The sequence below is a fragment of the Leptospira ainazelensis genome (assembly GCF_016918785.1).
In the GTDB taxonomy this organism is placed as follows: Bacteria; Spirochaetota; Leptospiria; order Leptospirales; family Leptospiraceae; genus Leptospira; species Leptospira ainazelensis.
The window spans coordinates 132597-149320 of record NZ_JAFFPT010000079.1; the positions used below are offsets into that span (position 1 = coordinate 132597).

A 16724-nucleotide genomic window follows, 5' to 3' on the forward strand; every position below is an offset into this window, starting at 1 on the left:
ACCGTTGATCCATTCTTACATTTGGAAGATTACGATTCGGGAAATTACGAAAAGTTCGTTGTGATCTTTTTAAGCGACGTTACGCGCAACTAACAATCGGGTGTGATCCGTAGCGATGTTTACGATCGCAAACGATCCATTTGTTCCTTGGATCGAATGTTTCATTCGGAAAAAAATTAAAAACGAACCGTTAGTCCTCCGGAAATTTCTTTCTCTCTTCCGGAAAAGGAAACGTTCACGGAAGGAACAATCTTCCAGTCCTCGTATTTGTAACCCAGATATGCGTCCAAAAGAAGAACTAACAAAAGTCCGGAGACCACCAAATCTCGTTCCTGCAAATAACGGGACTTTTCCATCATCTGCCCGTCGCTCAATCGAACCTTGTTATAAGTTGAAATCGCTTCATTGATCCCGGTAAGCAGTATTAGATTGGTATCTCGGAGCCAAACCGCATAAATAAATTCGGGAGGAAACCCGTAATTCGGATCGTCGGAAACAAAACCCGGCTCTTGCAAATATACCGAACTTCGTTCCAGAAGAATCAATTCGGTAAGAATGAAAAAAAATCCCAAACCCTTCCAAGCATAGGAGTCGGAACGAACCAAACGAGACCAGCCGGGAATCAACCCTTCCGAAAACGACTTCAAGCCTGAAGTCTTTTTAGCTTTTGATTCTACGACTTCTAAAAAAACTTCGTTCGCTTTTGTTTGCTCCTGGCTTTTTTTATTCTTTGTTTGTGAATCCGAGTTCCCGAGAATTTGCGCCGACTTGGGAACGTCATCCGAAACGAATATTTTCAGAATCTTTGAAAGAGGAATGTTTTCGATCCGACCGTTTGTGTGTGTGATTTCAAAACCGTTTGAAACGGGTTTGATCTTTACGTTTTCTATCTTTCTGCCGTTTTTTAAGAGAACAGATTTGGCGTTCAGATCCAAACTCCAAAAACAACAAAGAATCAAAAGCGGACAAAAGCGAGTAAAGATTCGCATTCTTTAAATAGGAACTTCCGCCTTTGTTCGAGTCAACTCGTAATTAGGTGATAGAGTTCGTTTTAAAATCTAAGACTTTGTCACAAAACCGGCGATTTTATGGAATGATTTCGATCGCTTCCAGCCTGAATAGACCTAGTATTAAAAAACAAAATACGAAATCGTTCTTTCGATTCAAAAAAAATCAGGAACCAAATCTCGAACTTGCGCCGATCTATCATTCTCAAATGGATCGAAATTCTTAACCGAAAACGATGTTTCGAGCGAAACGCAAAAAAACGTCTGATTCGTAAAAATTCAAAAACCATTTTTTTTTAGAATTTGGCTGGCACTTTTTCGGAAATGGTCTCGTTAATTGTTATAGAATGAGTGAAAACTCCGAAGTTCGAACTTTCGATTTTGACGAATTGTATTCGAAGAACTACGATAAAATTTTTCGATTCTTATTGGGCAGAGGTGCGTCCCAAGAAGAAGCGGAAGAGATTTGCCAAGAAACGTTTATCAAAGTTTTAAATCATTGGGATAGCTTCGATCCTTCCAAAGGGAACGTAAGCGCCTGGATGATAACGATCGCAAAAAATCAATTTTTCGATTTGATGCGAAAAAAGAATTCTACTCAAGGCAAAGAGATCGAAAATTCTCAGGAATACATAGAATCGATAGCGCAAGCGCGGGCAAAAAACGAGGATGAAAAAAACCGATTGGAACTTCTGAAGGACACCGTGGAAAGTCTTCCACCTTTGGAAAAAGAAATCATTCAACTTCGTTTTATGAAGAAATATACGATCAAAGAAACGTCTGAACAATTGGGAATATCGATAAGAACCGTAAATCGAAAAACGTATGCGTCATTGACGATCCTGCGATTGAAATTGCACGGGTCAGATTTTGGCTTTGGAAGTCTTTAAGGAGGCGACATGGAAGACGACAATAACAACGGCAGTCGGAGAGCAAAAATGCAAAAAGCCATCGCCAACGAAATGACCCGGACCGAACTCGCTGAGTTTTTATCCGATCAACAATCGAAAAAAGAATTTTTTGCGTTGATGAAACTAAAAAAAGATTTAGGCTCGATCGCCGCAAACGAACCATCGGGTTCTTCGGAATCGAAGAAAAAAATCAATTTTAAGTTCGGTTTTTTAGCGGCAGCCTCCTTGTTTTTGATTTCGGCCCTGGCTCTCTACTTTCGTTTCTTTTACGAAGCCGCAGGCAAAAACGATTTTGAAGTCGCAAAGGCCATCTTAACCGGAAGTTGCGAGGTTCAAAACTTTCAGCAAAAGATTACACTCAGAAGCGGCAAAGATTCCTTCTGCGACCATCAAATCCAAGGTGAAATCGGATTGACCGTAAGAACGTTTCCGGACTCGGAATTTCAAGTTCATAAAAACGAGGACGGGATTCTTTTAGAGCTTCGTTCCGGAATTGTGATAGTCACTACAAAAAGAAAAAACTCCGGAATTCCGATCCGCGCCAAGGTCCATTCGATTTCCTCGCAGCTTCTGGGAACAACTTTGGTCCTGTTTTCGGATGGGAATTTAGAAAATTATAAAATACTTGTGTTAGAAGGAAGCATTCGAGTGCCTGATTCTCGCAAAGGGATCGACGAAACCTTTGACGTAGAATCCGGTTACTCACTTTTTGAAACGAACACTAAAACCGGTTCCGAAACAAACGCAGAAAAAAAAATCGTTACTGAAAAAATCAGTCCTAAGGATTTTAAGAAGTATTCCGACCTTTCGGAGAATTCACAAAAGATTCTCCAAACCGAAGAATCGAAACACGATTCTCGGACGGTTGAATATATAAAAAGTTCGGCCCCCTCGGATTCTATCATTTCCGAGGAACCTACGTATAAGATCACTCTCAAGAATAAAACCAAATACGTGGGAAAAATCCAGGAGAACGAAAATTCTTATATTCTTACCGATAAGGAAGGAGTCGAAGTCTTAATCGAAAAAAAGGATATTATCGAATTGGAATTGGTTCCCTAATCGCCGAAAATCGATCAAAATCCCAAAGTCGGGATGGGCGCGATCGAAAAGCGAATTTGGAAACGTCTTTGTGTATTATAAATTTCTAAATTACAATTTCTTGCTAATAATCGGAATACTGATCGGCGGATTGCTCGCGTCGCAGACAAAGGTGGAAAGCGCGGTCGATACGATGGAAACCAAAAAGATCCGATTTGCGCATTCGTCTACGGCGTCCTTTTGATAAACTTTCTTTTCATCAATTCCCATGGAATCCGGGATTACGATCGTAAGAGTAAGCCCCGTCAAAGAGGCCGATCGAACAGGCTCCGCTTCCGAGAGACCCATGATGTAAACCAACTGGCTGATCAAAAGTCGGTCCGAGATGATCTCTTTTGCTTCTTTACCGGTGACAAGGCTCGGATTGATATCTAAATACGCGCAGCCATTACAAAGAATCATCGCAACGAGGAGCAAGGAGAAACCGGTTTTTGTTTTTCCGAACATGGTACTTTCATCAGACGATCCGATCCCTTGTTTTTTCCGAATTCTATTAAAAATGCGAAAAAAATGAACCGGGCCGACTGAATCTAAGCAGTTCGATTTATGCTTTTTAGTATTTCGGCCAGACTATGGAATCGTCTTTGAAAAGAGGACTAAATCCGAAAAAGATCAATTCGTTTTCTTCAAATTGAAAGATCGCGTTCAACTGATCGGAGAATGCGGTAACACCTTCTTCTCCTTCGTCTTCATCCTGTTCATGGTCGTGCTCTTCGTCGTCTTCTTCCAGATCGTCGATCCCGTTTTTTTCGAGAAGAGTACGGATCGTTTCGATGGATTCTCCTATGATCGGTTTTCCATAAAGAAGAATCGAAGGATTGGAAATCGTGATTGAGTAGAGTTTGTTTTCTTCGTCGGCGTCGAATTCGTATTCGGCTTCTTGGGAAAAATATTCGAATCCAGTGGACTGTGAACCTTCGTAGTCGTAGTTGTAAACCTCGTCCGGTTCTCCCAACTTAGCCTTTACTTCGTCCATAGACATTCCAAAATAAAGTCCGTTCAATCCCTTTCCGATTTCAATGTTCACATTCCCTCCCGTGGTTCGAAAAAGTTCTTTGTAAAACTTTCAGACCCGACTAAATCACAGAGTCCTCGGAACTCCCGAGACTGACAACCTCTTAAAATCCGTTTAGAATCGATTCATACAAAAAATGGCCCTTCCTGTCAGAGAAGACGATTCGGATTCTTTCTCAATGAAAACGAACTCGAAAAGGGAAAATCAAAATATAACCGTTCCGACCTATTTCAAATTTTTAGAATATATTCTGTGAATCGGTTTTTCACCCAACCGCGCTTTTAATAAGAATTCTTTTTTAGAAAAGCGAGGCGTCCTGAAGTTTGAGTTCTTTTCGTAAATTTCTGGATTCGTTGCGATTTCGATTCCAATAGTCGCTGAGAATACTCGATTCCAGCGTGGCAAAAGTAGTCATAAGATGGCCGTTAAAATCTCGAAAGGTTTCCTCCCACGCCAAAATTTTATGAGGAAAACCGGATTCGATTCTTATCTTTAACGTTCTCTCCTCTCCAGAATATCGAATCGTAAAAACGGTTGAGTCGTCTTGTTTTTGTTTTGAGATCGCCGCACGAAGGGGTTTTAATTCTTTATGATTGAGTCTTGAGTGAAAAAGGCCCGGGATCAAAGTTAAGTCTCCGAGAGGAATTTGATCCGGATTGATCCTCATCCGAGTCCAGAGTTCGTCTTCGAGCCATTCTTCTTTTATAAAGAATTTCCGGTCCCCTTCCCGTTCAAAATAAGAATAAGATTCCACTCGGTAACGATCCTTTTCAAAATTGATCTGAGTAAAAACGTTTCCGCACCATTCTTGGGAGGACATCGTTTCTTTAAAACTTCGGGGATAGGATTCTCCGTCTAACGGAGTAAATACGGAAAGCGTCATGGAATAGGCGTAGATTCCAGTCACGAAATTCTTCACAAAATTGAGTTTTAGTATTTTGACTCGGTCTTCTTCGTTTTTTTCCGGTTGATCGAGTTTTACCTGTTTCGATTTCGAAAAGTCCTCGGTAACAAAAACGAGAATCGCTTTGCCGGTATGATTTTCACCGTAACGAACCTGGCTCAATTCGTAACTATCGATCTCCGCTTTCCCGGCTTCCCAGTAGTTGCGGAATCTTTCCTTTGGATCGGATTCCGTGAACAAATTCGGAGACGAAGCCTGCTTACAAAAAAATAAAAATCCAAGAAGAATGAATAAGAACCGCCGTTCGTTTTTCATAGATTGATCTTACTATAAACAAAAATCAGCTTCAAGAACTTTCGACGATCCTCGGAGGAATTGCACCTCCTTTGAACATTCCGGTCTTATGGATCCAATCCTTCCTTTCCGAACATGCTCTTTCTTCGAAAGTAAAGAAAACCGTCATCGAGAATTTTCTTCCTCATAGTAATCGTATTTTTTTCTGAATTCCCGGATATCTTCCAGTTGAGATCGATGTACCCGATAACTCTCGGAAACGTCCAATGAATCGGCCTTGAGAAAACATTCTTCCGCTTTTTTAAAATCTCCGATCGATATATAATAGTAAGCTAAGTTGTTTTGGATCGATTCCCGGTCGTATTCGGCGGCCGAAATTTTTACAGCCCTTTCCCAATAGACTTTGGCCGATTCCGGGTCTTGTTCCTTTTCGCGCAAACGTTTACACCCGATTTCCAAAAATCGAGTCATACTTTTGTCATTGGAAACACACCGAAGCTCCGAGATAAAAAAAACGTCCTGTATAGGGAGAATTTCGGATTTCCAGGTATATACTATTTTTTGAATATTCTCATAACCTCCATTTACAAACATTTTTTCGGTTTGAAAAACGATTCTCTCTTTCGTATTTCGATTCAACCAATGCATCCGAAAGGATAAGCTTTTTTCTCCATTCCTTTTCTTCGATTGCTCCACGAACAATGTCATCAAAAGATTCTCCCGAAAAAACTTTTCGGAGCCCCGTCGATCCTTTCTATGCGGAATTTTAATCTTTCTTTGTTTCGAAAGATCGCTCAGGATAAAATAAGAATTCTCGCGAAGCGCGTTCCAAATCACGGTTTTTACCGATAGATGTTCGGATTTATCGATTCCTCTGAGAACTAAACGAACACCGACCCTTTTGAATGTTTTTGCAAATTTAAATAATTTCAGAGAGTCGGGATTGTTTTTGTAACCCGCAACAAAGACAAAGTCGCTATCGGGGGTCGCGTCCAAGGTCTTTTCCGAAATCGTCAAAAAGACGAATACAAAGATGATAAAAAATTTCATTGGGTTTCACAGATTGGAGCTTGTCCCAAAACCTCGATATTCACCGTTTAGAATACTCAGTTAAACTCGCAATCAAAAGATGGAGTTCCTACGTTTTACGTCCCTTAAGGGGTTTATGAACTTTCAAAAGGATGGATCGTCGATAAATTTTTATGGGAGTTCCTACATTCTTTGAAACTCACTCAGTTTTTCATTTCTATGGGTGCCGGGCAAGTTTTGGAAAACGTTCTCAATTAAACCGTTTTTAAAAAATTAGAATTTCTGAATATAAAGACCTTCCGTTCTCAAAGATACCACTTTGAGAACGGAACGACAAACGGCGAGCGATCAATAACTACTGAGATACTGAAGAGCGCCGATCGCGAGCAGATTTCCCGGAACAAGCAGGAACCAACCCAAGGCCACCATAAAAAAACAAACCACAACGACGGCGGTTACTCCGACGCTAAAAGGCGCGGAATGATTTCTCGTGACCTCACCTTCGTCGCTGCTCATAAAGGTTGCGATTCCGATTCGGAGATAGTAATAGAGAGCCAACGCCGAATTTGTGACACCCCCGATGAGCAAAATTCGATTCATCAGAGTTTCCGATTCCGCAAGTTTCTGAAACAAAAAGAGTTTCGCCCAAAATCCTCCAAACGGGGGAACTCCCGCCAAAGACATAAAGAAAATATTAATCGCGATCGCAGTAAACGGTTTTACTCCCGATAAGGATTGAACCGAAAAGAATGTGACCTGTCTCGTTCCTTCTTCCAAATAAGCAAGTACGGCAAAAGCCCCCAAGCTCACGAAAGAATATACTATCAAATAAAAAAGGGCTTCTTCCAAAACGCCGGCTGAAATTCCCGCGACGACGTAACCCGCGTGTGCGATCGAGGAATACGCGAGCATTCGTTTTAAATTTTCCTGTTTTAATGCGAGTAAATTTCCATAGATCATGGAGCATAACGCGAGAATTCCCGGCAACCAAGCCCATGTGGTATCAACCAAAGGCATCGGAAGTTTGGTATAAAGAATCAAAAGAAGTCCGATCGAAGCCGACTTAGACGCAGTGGCCATATAACCGGTCACAGGAGTGAGAGCCCCCTCATACGCGTCGGGAGTCCAAGCATGATACGGAAACAAAGCGATCTTAAACGCAACTCCAGTTAAAAACAATACGAGTCCGATCTTGGCGAAGTTTCCCTGATATCCGGCTACTATGAGAGGTTTCAAAGCGAGAGTTATATTCGTGGAACCGCTTCCTCCAAAAAGAAACGCGATTCCCATCAGCATAAACCCGGACGAAAAACTTCCCAAAAGAAAATACTTGAGCGTCGCTTCCAATGAAAAAAGATCGCTCCTTGCCATTCCTATCAGAATATAAAGACAGATACTCATCAGCTCCAAGGCTACGAATACGAGTATAAAGTCTTGTCCGCCGGTCATCAGCATCATTCCGCAGGTTGCAAAGAGGAGCAACGGATAGAATTCAGGAAATTCTACATTATGATTTTTTAATATCCTTGGAACGATTGCGACGGTTCCGATCGCCATGGATAAGTAGATCAGATTTAACCAGAATGTAATGATCGTATTTTCGATCTGTCCCGCGAAATAGGTTCCGTTTCCAGGGAATCGAAAGGAGGTGTAAAACACCGCCGCAAGAGATACGAGCAAAATGAATCCGGAAGAATATCTTACGATCAGATATTCCTTTGTCTTAAACAACACGGACAAACAAACGAGGAAAACTCCCCCCGCGGCCAAAATCAAAGCCGGGAGAATGGAAAACAGGTCGAGGGTATTTGGAATCAGATTCATCGAACCGCCTCCTCGTCTCCTTCCGGAGAAGTTTCCTTACCCTTTCGGATCGATTCCGGAAGCGCAAACTTACTTTGATATCCTTTCAGACGTTCTTCGTAACGCGCAGGTTCGGTTCCCAACGATTTATAAGAGGTATATTTTCTTTCAAAGGGTTTGTCGCCTATATCCTTTTCCTTCAAGGACCGGTCTTGTATCACTCTCGCCGACGCGGAATTCAAGGCGACTTTTACGGAAGGCTCCAATACTCTCAAAAAAGGTTTTGGATAGATCCCGATCCAAAAAATCATGAGGATCGTGGGAACGAGGATCGCCCATTCCTTCAAATTGAGGTCGTGGTGTTCGGTTAGATTTTTAGTCGGCTCTCCAAAGAGCATCCTTTTTGCAAAAATGAGGAGATATCCGGCGGCAAAAACGACTCCCGTTGCGGCTAACGCACCGTAGACGACGTTGGCCTTTATGCTTCCGAGGATGATCAGAAATTCTCCGATAAAACTGTTGGTTCCGGGAACTCCGAGAGAGGAAAAGATTCCGATCGCAAAGAAGACCGAAAATACGGGAAGCAGCTTGGACAATCCACCGGCTTTGGCGATATCGTTGTTTCCGATTCTTTCATGCAACATTCCTAACATAAAAAAAAGTAATCCTGCGGTAAATCCGTGGTTGATCATCTGAAGCATTCCGCCGGCCATTCCTTCTTCCGTAAAACTCAAGATTCCCAACATACAAAAACTCATATGAGAAAGGGAAGAAAACGCCACGACTCGTTTTGAATTCTCCTGAGCCATCGCGATGATCGCTCCATAAAGAATTCCCGCAATCGCGAGTCCTCCCAAAAGTTCCCGATATTCCAACATCTCTTCGGGAAACAACGGAATCGCTAAACGAATAAAACCATAGAGTCCGATCTTCAATAAAATTCCCGAAAGGTCCACCGAACCGACCGTAGGCGCTTGGGAGTGAACGTCCGGCATCCATGTGTGAACCGGAAACAGGGGAACCTTGATCGCGAATGCGAGCACGAACGCGAAAAACATAAACAAACGGATGTTTTTCGGTATTTCAGGTAAAAGTCCCGTGGAAAGATCTTCGATCACGATCGTTCCCGTTTTGAAATATAAGATTAGAATTCCTGCAAGCATCAGGACGGATCCGGTAAAGGAAAAGATCAGATACTTGATCGCAGCTTTTACGCGTTGATCCTCTCCCCAAATTCCCACCATCAACACCATCGGAGAAACCATCGCTTCCCAAAAAATATAAAACTGAACGAGATTGCCTGAAAGAAAAACTCCGTGCACACTCATCTCTACGATCATAAGATAAATGTAAAACTCTCGAATTCGATTGGTGATACTCGTCCACGTTGCGAGCGTGGAAAGAAAAAACAACAAGGACGACATTCCGCAGAGCAAAAGACTAAATCCGTCCATTCCGACGTGATAGTCGACTCTTAAGTTTCCAGAAACGACGATGTCCCGGATTCGATCCACAAATTGCAACGACGCGTTGTCCGGATCGTATTTAAAATACAAACCGATAATGATCAAAAAGGGAACTAACGTAAAAAGGCCGGATATAAATCTCAGCCAATAAACCTTATTGGAAAAAAATAAAAACGGAACCCCGACGAGAGGTAAAAATAAAAAGATACTCAGTATGTATGGCGGGAAATCCAAGTTACAGCCCCCTCAATAGAAAAAAGGAAAGTATGACTACCGTTCCGAAAACGATCAAGATCGCGTAGTCGACCACGATTCCGGTCTGAATTCTTCTCAGAACCAGAGAGATCGCAACCGCAACCCTCCCCGTTCCACGTAACATCAAATCCAGGAAATTTCTTTCCACGTAGTTCGCGAAAAATTTTCCGAGAAGCAGAATCGGATCCACGATAAAGTCGCGATAGAACTCATCCACGAAGTATTTTTTGGAAAGAATCCGTTTCAAACCGGAAAGAGATTCTTCTTCGATAGGAACGTTTTTGCCGGTGAGAAAAATCGTTCTGGCGATAAATATCCCGGAAACAGCTACCGCTACCGAAACCGCGACAAGTATGAGTTCGAGAGAAGAATTTGTTTCGTGACCGTCTAAGCTTTGTTTGACGATCATCTGCGAGATTTCGGTTCCTCTTAGGAAAATCGGAGCGAAATATCTAGTCAAAACGTCGACCCCTCCGAAAAGAAAGTGAGGGACTTCCAAAAATCCGGTGATCGCCGCTCCGATCGACAGAATCACGAGCGGAATCGTCATCACGAGCGGAGATTCATGGAGATGCGAAATTTTGTGCGAAGACACGCGGGATTCTCCATAAAACGCGAGATACGTCATTCGAAACATATAGAACGCGGTCAAAAGCGCGGTGATGATTCCGAGTCCGTAAAAGAGAGTTCCATACGCATAACTCTTTTCTAATATAAGATCTTTGGAAAAAAATCCGCTAAAAGGAGGAATTCCCGAAATCGCCAAAGATCCTACAAGAAACGTGATCCAAGTGATCTTCATCTGTTTTTTGAGACCGCCCATATTCCGAAGATCCTGTTCGTGATGAAGCGCGTGGATCACGGAACCCGAACCCAAAAACAAAAGCGCCTTAAAAAAAGCGTGGGTCATCAGGTGGAAAAGCCCGGCGACGTAAGCTCCGGCGCCCATCGCTACGAACATATAACCTAACTGTGATACGGTGGAATACGCCAAAACCTTTTTGATATCGTTTTGAAAAAGTCCGACGGTCGCCGCCAAAAACGCGGTCACCGATCCGATGATCACGATCCAGTGACCTACCTGCGGGGCGGAAAGAAAGATCGGATTGAGTCTTGCGATCAAAAAAATCCCCGCAGTCACCATCGTCGCCGCGTGAATCAAAGCCGATACCGGGGTCGGCCCTGCCATCGCATCCGGCAACCAAACGTGCAACGGGATCTGAGCCGACTTCCCGATCGCTCCTATAAAAAAACAAGCGGCCGCAATCGGAAGAATATAACGAAAAGAAGGAACTTCCGGAATCGCCTCGGTAATTTCCGTAAAAGAAAGCGAACCCGTGTACCAGAAAACGAGAGCGATTCCGAGGAGCATTCCCAAATCGCCGATTCTGTTTGTGATAAACGCTTTCATCCCCGCGTTTGCTGCCGAATCCTTGTGATAATCAAAACCGATGAGGAGATAAGAACAAAGCCCCACTCCTTCCCATCCGAGAAAAAGAAGAATTAGATTTTCTGCAAGTACCAGATTTAACATCGCGAAGATAAAAAGATTCAAGTAAGCGAAGTAACGGGTAAAACCCGGATCTTCCTTCATATAACCGATGCTGTAAAGATGGATCAAAGAACCGATTCCGGTGATGATGAGAATCATATACAAGGAAAGTTGATCCACTTGATACGCGAGCGATACGTTCAATCCGCCGGCCTTTATCCAAGGGAATAAAGTCACAATCTCGGGAACCGAACGTTCCATCGGATGAAACAGAAAAAAAGTGACAAGAGCTAAAACAAAAGATAAAAAGACTACGGAGGTGGACAATACTCCGGTAAAACCTTTCAGCCATTTGCCGAATAGTCCCGAAATCAAAAAACCGATCAAAGGAAGCGCGACTAACGCAGGGATGAGGTTGGAAATTTCCATTCTTACTACCATTTCATCAGATTCATTTCGTCTACGTAGCTCGTCTTTTTGAGCCTGTGAATCGCGATTACGATCGCAAGTCCGATCGCGGCTTCCGCTGCGGCGATCGCCATCACAAAAAATACCACAACTTCTCCGTCCACCTGATGGAGCGCCTTAGAGAACGTTACAAAAACGAGATTCACCGAATTTAAGATCAATTCCACGGACATAAAAATCAGGACCGCGCTTCTTCTCACCATCACTCCCGCCACTCCGATCGTAAAGATGATCATCGCCAGAGTTAAAAAGTATTCTACGGGAATTCCGGAGATCCAGAGGTTCATAGTTTATCCCCTTCCAATTCCTTGTTGGCTAAATTCTTTTTGCCGAGCACTACCGCGCCTAAGACTGCCGCGAGGAGAAGAATGGAAATCAATTCAAAAGGAAGCAGATACCGCAGAAACATCGCGGTTCCGACCACGGCGGTGTTTCCCGAGGAAGTGGAACCCGTTCCGTTTGCAGTGTTTCCGCCTTTGGGAATATCGAAAGAATATTCAACATTGCTGTTGGACAAATAGCCGATTCTTTCCGAAGTTTTAGACGGAATTCCGTCGTGGACTGCGGTGATCAAAAGAACTCCCAAAAACGCGACAAGAGTCAGATACAAAAGTTTTTTCACGGGTTTTTCAAAGATAAAAAACTGAGGTTTATCGTCCCTTAGCGAAAGAAGCATCAAAACGAAAACTACCAAAACCATAATCGCCCCGGCGTAGACGAGGAGTTGCATCGTCGCGATAAAAATCGCGTTCATCACGGCGTAAATGGCCGCCAAGGAAAAAAAACTCAAAACGAGCAGAACGGCGGCGGTAATCGCGTTCGGATGAAAGATCACGCCGAGAGAACTGAGAATCATCACCGTTGCAAACAGGAAGAATAGAAGCAGTTGAGGTTGGTCTATTAGTGGCATATTCTTATATTCTTAAAATTGTATATAGATGCTTGCGATGACGATGTTCAGGATCGCCCAAGGAATCAGTTTTTTCCAACCGAGGGACATGAGTTGATCGTAACGAAAGCGGGGAAGCGTCCATCTCACCCAGAGAAACAAAAACGTAAAAAAGAGAACCTTACCCAAAAAGAAAAAGAGACCGAAAAGAGGTTGTAAAACGTTACCTTCCAAAATTCCGAACGGAACCTGATAACCGCCGAAAAAGAGCAAGGTTACTACACAACTCATCGTGATCATATTCATGTATTCCGCGATGAAAAACAACGCAAACTTAAAAGCGCCGTATTCCGTGTGAAAACCGACTACAAGTTCGGATTCCGCTTCTGCCAAATCGAAAGGAAGACGGTTGGTTTCTGCAAACATCGCAACAACAAAAAGAAAAAAGGCGATAAAACCGGGAAGTTTGAAGATATTCCAAAGGCCGGCCTGAGACGCGCTGATGTCGGTAAGTTTCAATGAACCCGTGATGATCACGATCGAAGCGACGCTCAAAGAAAGTGGAAGTTCGTAGCTGATCATCTGCGCCGTCGCTCGAATCCCGCCTAACAACGAATATTTGTTGTTACTCGCCCAACCCGCGATGATGATTCCATAAACCGCGAGGGAAGAGATCGCAAACAAAAAGAGAATTCCCGTATCCGGATTGGCGACTTGAAGATCCAAAAACTGCAAACCGGTCGCGTTTTGTAAAAACGGAGGAAGAGGAATCTGACCTCCCAAAGGTACTACGGACCAGGCCATGATGGCGCAGGTCATGGAAATTCCGGGAGCGATGAGATACATCACACGATTGACGTTTAGAGGAAACACTTCTTCTTTTGTGAGAAACTTGATTCCGTCCGCGAGAGGCTGGAGAAGTCCGAAAATTCCCGCACGATTGGGCCCCTTTCGATCCTGAATAAAACCCGCGACTCGTCTTTCCGCAAGAGTGTAGTAAGCGCAAGCGGTGATCAGGATAAAAAAGAAAAGACCGCTCTTTAAAAGCCAAAATAGAATTTCATTCCAATTCATAAAAGAGCCTTGTCCTCCTTCCGTCTACGGAGTTCCGTCACCGGTTCCGGTTTGTCCTTGAGCCTAGCGTCGAACTCGGAACGAAATTTTTGAAGAGCCGGACGAACCGCGCCCACACAAGCGTCCGAAAGAGGACAGATCGTAGTTCCGCCTTCCATATTTCGCGATAAGGAAAGAATCAGATCGATATCCTGGGTCGTACCTTCTCCGTCTCGGATTTTGGAAAGAATGTCTCGAACCCAATGTGTGCCTTCGCGACAAGGAGTACACTGACCGCAGGATTCGTGAGCGTAGAATCTCGCGAAACGATACGTGGTTTCTACGATGTCCGTCCCTTCCGCGAGTACGATGACCGCGCCCGAACCGAGCATGGTTTTGTGAGCCGCCATGGATTCGAAATCCATGTTCGCGGTTTTGCATTCTTCGGCGGTGAGAATCGGAACGGAAGATCCGCCCGGAATGATCGCCTTCAGAGGTTTATCGTCTACGATTCCCCCGCAGAGATCATTCACAAGTTCTAATAAAGGAGTTCCTAATTCGATTTCGTAAACTCCCGGTTTTTTTACGTGACCCGAAACGCTGAAAAGTCTCGTTCCCGGAGATTTTTCGGTTCCGATCTTAGAATACCAATCCGCGCCCTTATCCAGGATATGAGGAATCGCCGAAAACGTTTCCACGTTATTCACCACGGTCGGAGAACGATACAAACCGGAAACGGCGGGAAACGGAGGTTTCAATCTTGGATGACCTCTTCTTCCTTCCAGGGAATTGATAAGTGCTGTTTCTTCTCCACAGATATAAGCGCCTGCTCCTTCGTAGAGAACAAGATCAAAGTCGAATCCGGAATCTAAGATATTCTTACCCAAATAACCTTTTGTATAGGCTTCGTCGATCGCCTTCTGCATGGTTTTGGCGCCCTTCTGAAATTCTCCCCGAATGTAGAAGAATCCTTTGTTGGAGCTGATCGCCCTCGCACCGATGATCATCCCTTCGATGATCTGATGGGGAAGGTTTTCGATCAGTTTACGATCTTTGAATGTACCCGGTTCGCCTTCGTCGGCGTTGCAGATGATATATTTCGGTTTTGGAATGTCTTTCGGGATAAAGGACCACTTGAGTCCGGTCGGAAAACCCGCGCCCCCTCTTCCTCGGAGTCCTGATTTTTTCACCTCGGCGATGATATCGTCGGGTTTCATCTTCAGGGCCTTTTTCAAACCGTCGTATCCGTGAACCGATTCGTAAAACTCGAGTTCTGCGGACTGAGGATTATCGATGTATTTCGTGAGAATTTTCATTTCTGCCATAAGGATTTCCTTTGTCAGTTCAGACTTTTAAGAATCTGATCCACCTTTTCAGGCGTCAGTTGTTCGTAAAAATCGTCGTTGATTTGCACCATCGGAGCGTAACCGCAGGCGCCGAGACATTCCACTTCTTCCAATGTAAACTTTCCGTCCGGGGTCGTTTGTCCGAGATGAATTCCCAAACGATCGCAGAGATGTTTTTCGATTGGATCATTTCCTTGCAGATAACAACTCGAGGTTCCGCAGATCTGGATATGATACTTTCCAACCGGCTTCTTATTATAGAGGGTATAAAATGTCGCGACTCCATAAACCTGAGCGAGAGAGATCGGATCTCCGAGACGCTCGGCGATATAGTTCATCCCGTCCTGATCGACAAAACCGTTTTCTCTCTGAAGAATATACAAACACGGTAGAATGAGAGAACGTTTTTCCGGAAATACTTCCAGCATCTTCTGGAATCTTTTTTCGGATTCTTCACTGAACTTATAACTCATCAGCAGTCCAACTCCCCCGCAATCACGTTCAAAGAACTCATAGTCGCGACGGAATCCGCGAGCAAACCGCCGCGCACAAGATCCGCAAAAGATTGATAATACCAAAAACAAGGACGTCTAACGTGAACTCTCCAGGGAGATTTTTCGCCTTCCGAAACTATATAATAACCGAGTTCTCCGTTGGCGGCTTCGGTCGCCATATAGTATTCTCCCGGAGGGACCTTGACCCCGTGCATGATGATCTTGAAGTGATAGATCAATTCTTCCATGTTGTTGTAGACTTTGTTTTTTTCCGGAAGATAGGCGTGCGGAAGATCCGCGTGCCAGGTTCCTTCTGGGATTCCGTCTAACAGTTGTTCGATGATCCGAATCGACTGACGCATTTCTTCCATACGAACCAGAGTTCTATGGAGAACGGAACCGTCCTCTCCTACCGGAATGTCGAAGTCCACCTTGTCGTAGAGCATGTAGGGTTCGTCCTTGCGAACGTCCCAGTCCACGCCGGTTGCTCTCAGGTTCGGTCCGGAATAACCGTAGGCGATCGCGTCTTCTTTGGAAATCCCTCCGATCCCGTCGGTGCGTCCGAGAAAAATTTTGTTCTTTAAAAGAAGGCTGTTGAATTCTTCGATCGCGGGTTTGAGTCCTTTGCAGACCATCTTTACTTCTTTTACGAATTCGGGATAGATGTCCCTTTCCAAACCGCCGATTCTACAAAACGTGGTGGTAAGTCGCGCGCCGGTGAGTTTTTCGACGACCTGATAGATATTCTCGCGATGATGAAAGAGGTGAAGAAGCCCGGAGAAAGCCCCCAAGTCCACTCCTAAAATTCCGGAGCAGATGATATGATCCATGATTCTCGAAAGTTCCGAGATGATCATTCTTACATACGTCGCGCGATCGGGAACCTCGATCTGCATCATTTTTTCCACTGCGAGAATCCAGCCGATATTGTTGAGCGGAGTGGAAACGTAGTTCATCCGATCCGTGCAGACCAGGAACTGATTGTAAGTATAACGTTCTCCTAATTTTTCAAAACAACGATGCACATAACCGATGACCGATTCCGCTTCTATGATTCTTTCCCCGTCGAGTTGAATTACGTTTTGAAGAATTCCGTGGGTTGCAGGATGAGAAGGGCCTAAGTTTACGAGGAGATGGCCTTCGGGAAGATTGGCAAATTTTTGTCCGAAATGTTCGGCCGTTTTTTCGTACATCATT

16 protein-coding genes are annotated in these 16724 nt (G+C 44.0%); 2 read left to right on the plus strand and 14 right to left on the minus strand.

Translation table 11 applies throughout. The features are described from left to right. Positions 1-176 precede the first annotated feature (176 nt). Positions 177-989, minus strand: coding sequence for an LA_0442/LA_0875 N-terminal domain-containing protein (locus tag JWG44_RS19490; protein ID WP_205276734.1), 813 nt, complete (start codon positions 987-989; stop codon positions 177-179). Between the two features lie 365 nt (positions 990-1354). Here JWG44_RS19490 and JWG44_RS19495 point away from each other — a divergent pair, with 365 nt between their 5' ends. Both JWG44_RS19495 and rsx read left to right on the plus strand, forming a co-directional pair. After that, positions 1355-1897, plus strand: a complete 543-nt coding sequence (locus tag JWG44_RS19495) for an RNA polymerase sigma factor (protein WP_205276735.1) — start codon at positions 1355-1357, stop codon at positions 1895-1897. 48 nt (positions 1898-1945) lie between these two features. Further along, a complete protein-coding gene (rsx, locus tag JWG44_RS19500; RefSeq protein WP_205276736.1) occupies positions 1946-2980 on the plus strand; it encodes an LIMLP_03685 family anti-sigma factor in 1035 nt (344 codons plus the stop codon). Positions 2981-3070: 90 nt separating this feature from the next. Here rsx and JWG44_RS19505 read toward each other — a convergent pair whose 3' ends face one another. From JWG44_RS19505 to JWG44_RS19565, 13 genes are all read right to left on the minus strand, one after another. Further along, positions 3071-3466, minus strand: a complete 396-nt coding sequence (locus JWG44_RS19505) for a TIGR04452 family lipoprotein (RefSeq protein WP_205276737.1) — start codon at positions 3464-3466, stop codon at positions 3071-3073. A 106-nt stretch (positions 3467-3572) separates the two neighbouring features. Further along, positions 3573-4046 (minus strand): hypothetical protein, encoded by a 474-nt coding sequence (locus JWG44_RS19510; RefSeq protein WP_205276738.1) that lies wholly within the window; start codon positions 4044-4046, stop codon positions 3573-3575. A 286-nt stretch (positions 4047-4332) separates the two neighbouring features. Then, a complete protein-coding gene (locus JWG44_RS19515) occupies positions 4333-5253 on the minus strand; it encodes a septum formation inhibitor Maf (RefSeq protein ID WP_205276739.1) in 921 nt (306 codons plus the stop codon). 144 nt (positions 5254-5397) lie between these two features. Then, a complete protein-coding gene (locus JWG44_RS19520; RefSeq protein WP_205276740.1) occupies positions 5398-6282 on the minus strand; it encodes a tetratricopeptide repeat protein in 885 nt (294 codons plus the stop codon). Between the two features lie 327 nt (positions 6283-6609). Beyond that, the gene (locus JWG44_RS19525) at positions 6610-8085 is read right to left on the minus strand and encodes an NADH-quinone oxidoreductase subunit N (protein WP_205276741.1); all 1476 of its coding nucleotides are present in this window, start codon (positions 8083-8085) and stop codon (positions 6610-6612) included. Next, a complete protein-coding gene (locus JWG44_RS19530) occupies positions 8082-9764 on the minus strand; it encodes an NADH-quinone oxidoreductase subunit M (RefSeq protein WP_205276742.1) in 1683 nt (560 codons plus the stop codon). Before JWG44_RS19530 ends, JWG44_RS19525 begins: the two co-directional genes overlap by 4 nt. Before the next feature lies 1 nt (position 9765). After that, a complete protein-coding gene (nuoL, locus tag JWG44_RS19535) occupies positions 9766-11706 on the minus strand; it encodes an NADH-quinone oxidoreductase subunit L (RefSeq protein ID WP_205276743.1) in 1941 nt (646 codons plus the stop codon). Between the two features lie 5 nt (positions 11707-11711). Beyond that, complete coding sequence (gene nuoK, locus JWG44_RS19540; RefSeq protein ID WP_069608100.1) at positions 11712-12032, minus strand: NADH-quinone oxidoreductase subunit NuoK; 321 nt, start codon at positions 12030-12032, stop codon at positions 11712-11714. Next, positions 12029-12655 (minus strand): NADH-quinone oxidoreductase subunit J family protein, encoded by a 627-nt coding sequence (locus JWG44_RS19545; RefSeq protein ID WP_205276744.1) that lies wholly within the window; start codon positions 12653-12655, stop codon positions 12029-12031. The genes nuoK and JWG44_RS19545 overlap by 4 nt, the downstream gene beginning before the upstream one ends. Before the next feature lie 12 nt (positions 12656-12667). Continuing rightward, on the minus strand, positions 12668-13708 hold the full coding sequence (gene nuoH, locus JWG44_RS19550; protein WP_205276745.1) for an NADH-quinone oxidoreductase subunit NuoH: 1041 nt from the start codon (positions 13706-13708) through the stop codon (positions 12668-12670). Next, the gene (nuoF, locus tag JWG44_RS19555) at positions 13705-15012 is read right to left on the minus strand and encodes an NADH-quinone oxidoreductase subunit NuoF (protein WP_205276746.1); all 1308 of its coding nucleotides are present in this window, start codon (positions 15010-15012) and stop codon (positions 13705-13707) included. Before nuoF ends, nuoH begins: the two co-directional genes overlap by 4 nt. A gap of 14 nt (positions 15013-15026) precedes the next feature. Then, a complete protein-coding gene (nuoE, locus tag JWG44_RS19560) occupies positions 15027-15506 on the minus strand; it encodes an NADH-quinone oxidoreductase subunit NuoE (RefSeq protein WP_205276747.1) in 480 nt (159 codons plus the stop codon). Next, positions 15506-16723 (minus strand): NADH-quinone oxidoreductase subunit D, encoded by a 1218-nt coding sequence (locus tag JWG44_RS19565; RefSeq protein WP_205276748.1) that lies wholly within the window; start codon positions 16721-16723, stop codon positions 15506-15508. Before JWG44_RS19565 ends, nuoE begins: the two co-directional genes overlap by 1 nt. Position 16724 lies beyond the last annotated feature (1 nt).

Bases quoted from the DNA above. Each gene is read 5' to 3' on its own strand.
- nuoF (WP_205276746.1), bottom strand. From the start codon at position 15,012: ATGGCAGAAATGAAAATTCTCACGAAATACATCGATAATCCTCAGTCC.
- JWG44_RS19565 (WP_205276748.1), bottom strand. From the start codon at position 16,723: ATGATGTACGAAAAAACGGCCGAACATTTCGGACAAAAATTTGCCAAT.
- JWG44_RS19505 (WP_205276737.1), bottom strand. From the start codon at position 3,466: ATGTTCGGAAAAACAAAAACCGGTTTCTCCTTGCTCCTCGTTGCGATG.
- JWG44_RS19520 (WP_205276740.1), bottom strand. From the start codon at position 6,282: ATGAAATTTTTTATCATCTTTGTATTCGTCTTTTTGACGATTTCGGAA.
- rsx (WP_205276736.1), top strand. From the start codon at position 1,946: ATGCAAAAAGCCATCGCCAACGAAATGACCCGGACCGAACTCGCTGAG.
- nuoL (WP_205276743.1), bottom strand. From the start codon at position 11,706: ATGGAAATTTCCAACCTCATCCCTGCGTTAGTCGCGCTTCCTTTGATC.
- JWG44_RS19515 (WP_205276739.1), bottom strand. From the start codon at position 5,253: ATGAAAAACGAACGGCGGTTCTTATTCATTCTTCTTGGATTTTTATTT.
- nuoH (WP_205276745.1), bottom strand. From the start codon at position 13,708: ATGAATTGGAATGAAATTCTATTTTGGCTTTTAAAGAGCGGTCTTTTC.
- JWG44_RS19545 (WP_205276744.1), bottom strand. From the start codon at position 12,655: ATGCCACTAATAGACCAACCTCAACTGCTTCTATTCTTCCTGTTTGCA.
- JWG44_RS19495 (WP_205276735.1), top strand. From the start codon at position 1,355: ATGAGTGAAAACTCCGAAGTTCGAACTTTCGATTTTGACGAATTGTAT.
- JWG44_RS19525 (WP_205276741.1), bottom strand. From the start codon at position 8,085: ATGAATCTGATTCCAAATACCCTCGACCTGTTTTCCATTCTCCCGGCT.
- JWG44_RS19490 (WP_205276734.1), bottom strand. From the start codon at position 989: ATGCGAATCTTTACTCGCTTTTGTCCGCTTTTGATTCTTTGTTGTTTT.
- nuoK (WP_069608100.1), bottom strand. From the start codon at position 12,032: ATGAACCTCTGGATCTCCGGAATTCCCGTAGAATACTTTTTAACTCTG.
- nuoE (WP_205276747.1), bottom strand. From the start codon at position 15,506: ATGAGTTATAAGTTCAGTGAAGAATCCGAAAAAAGATTCCAGAAGATG.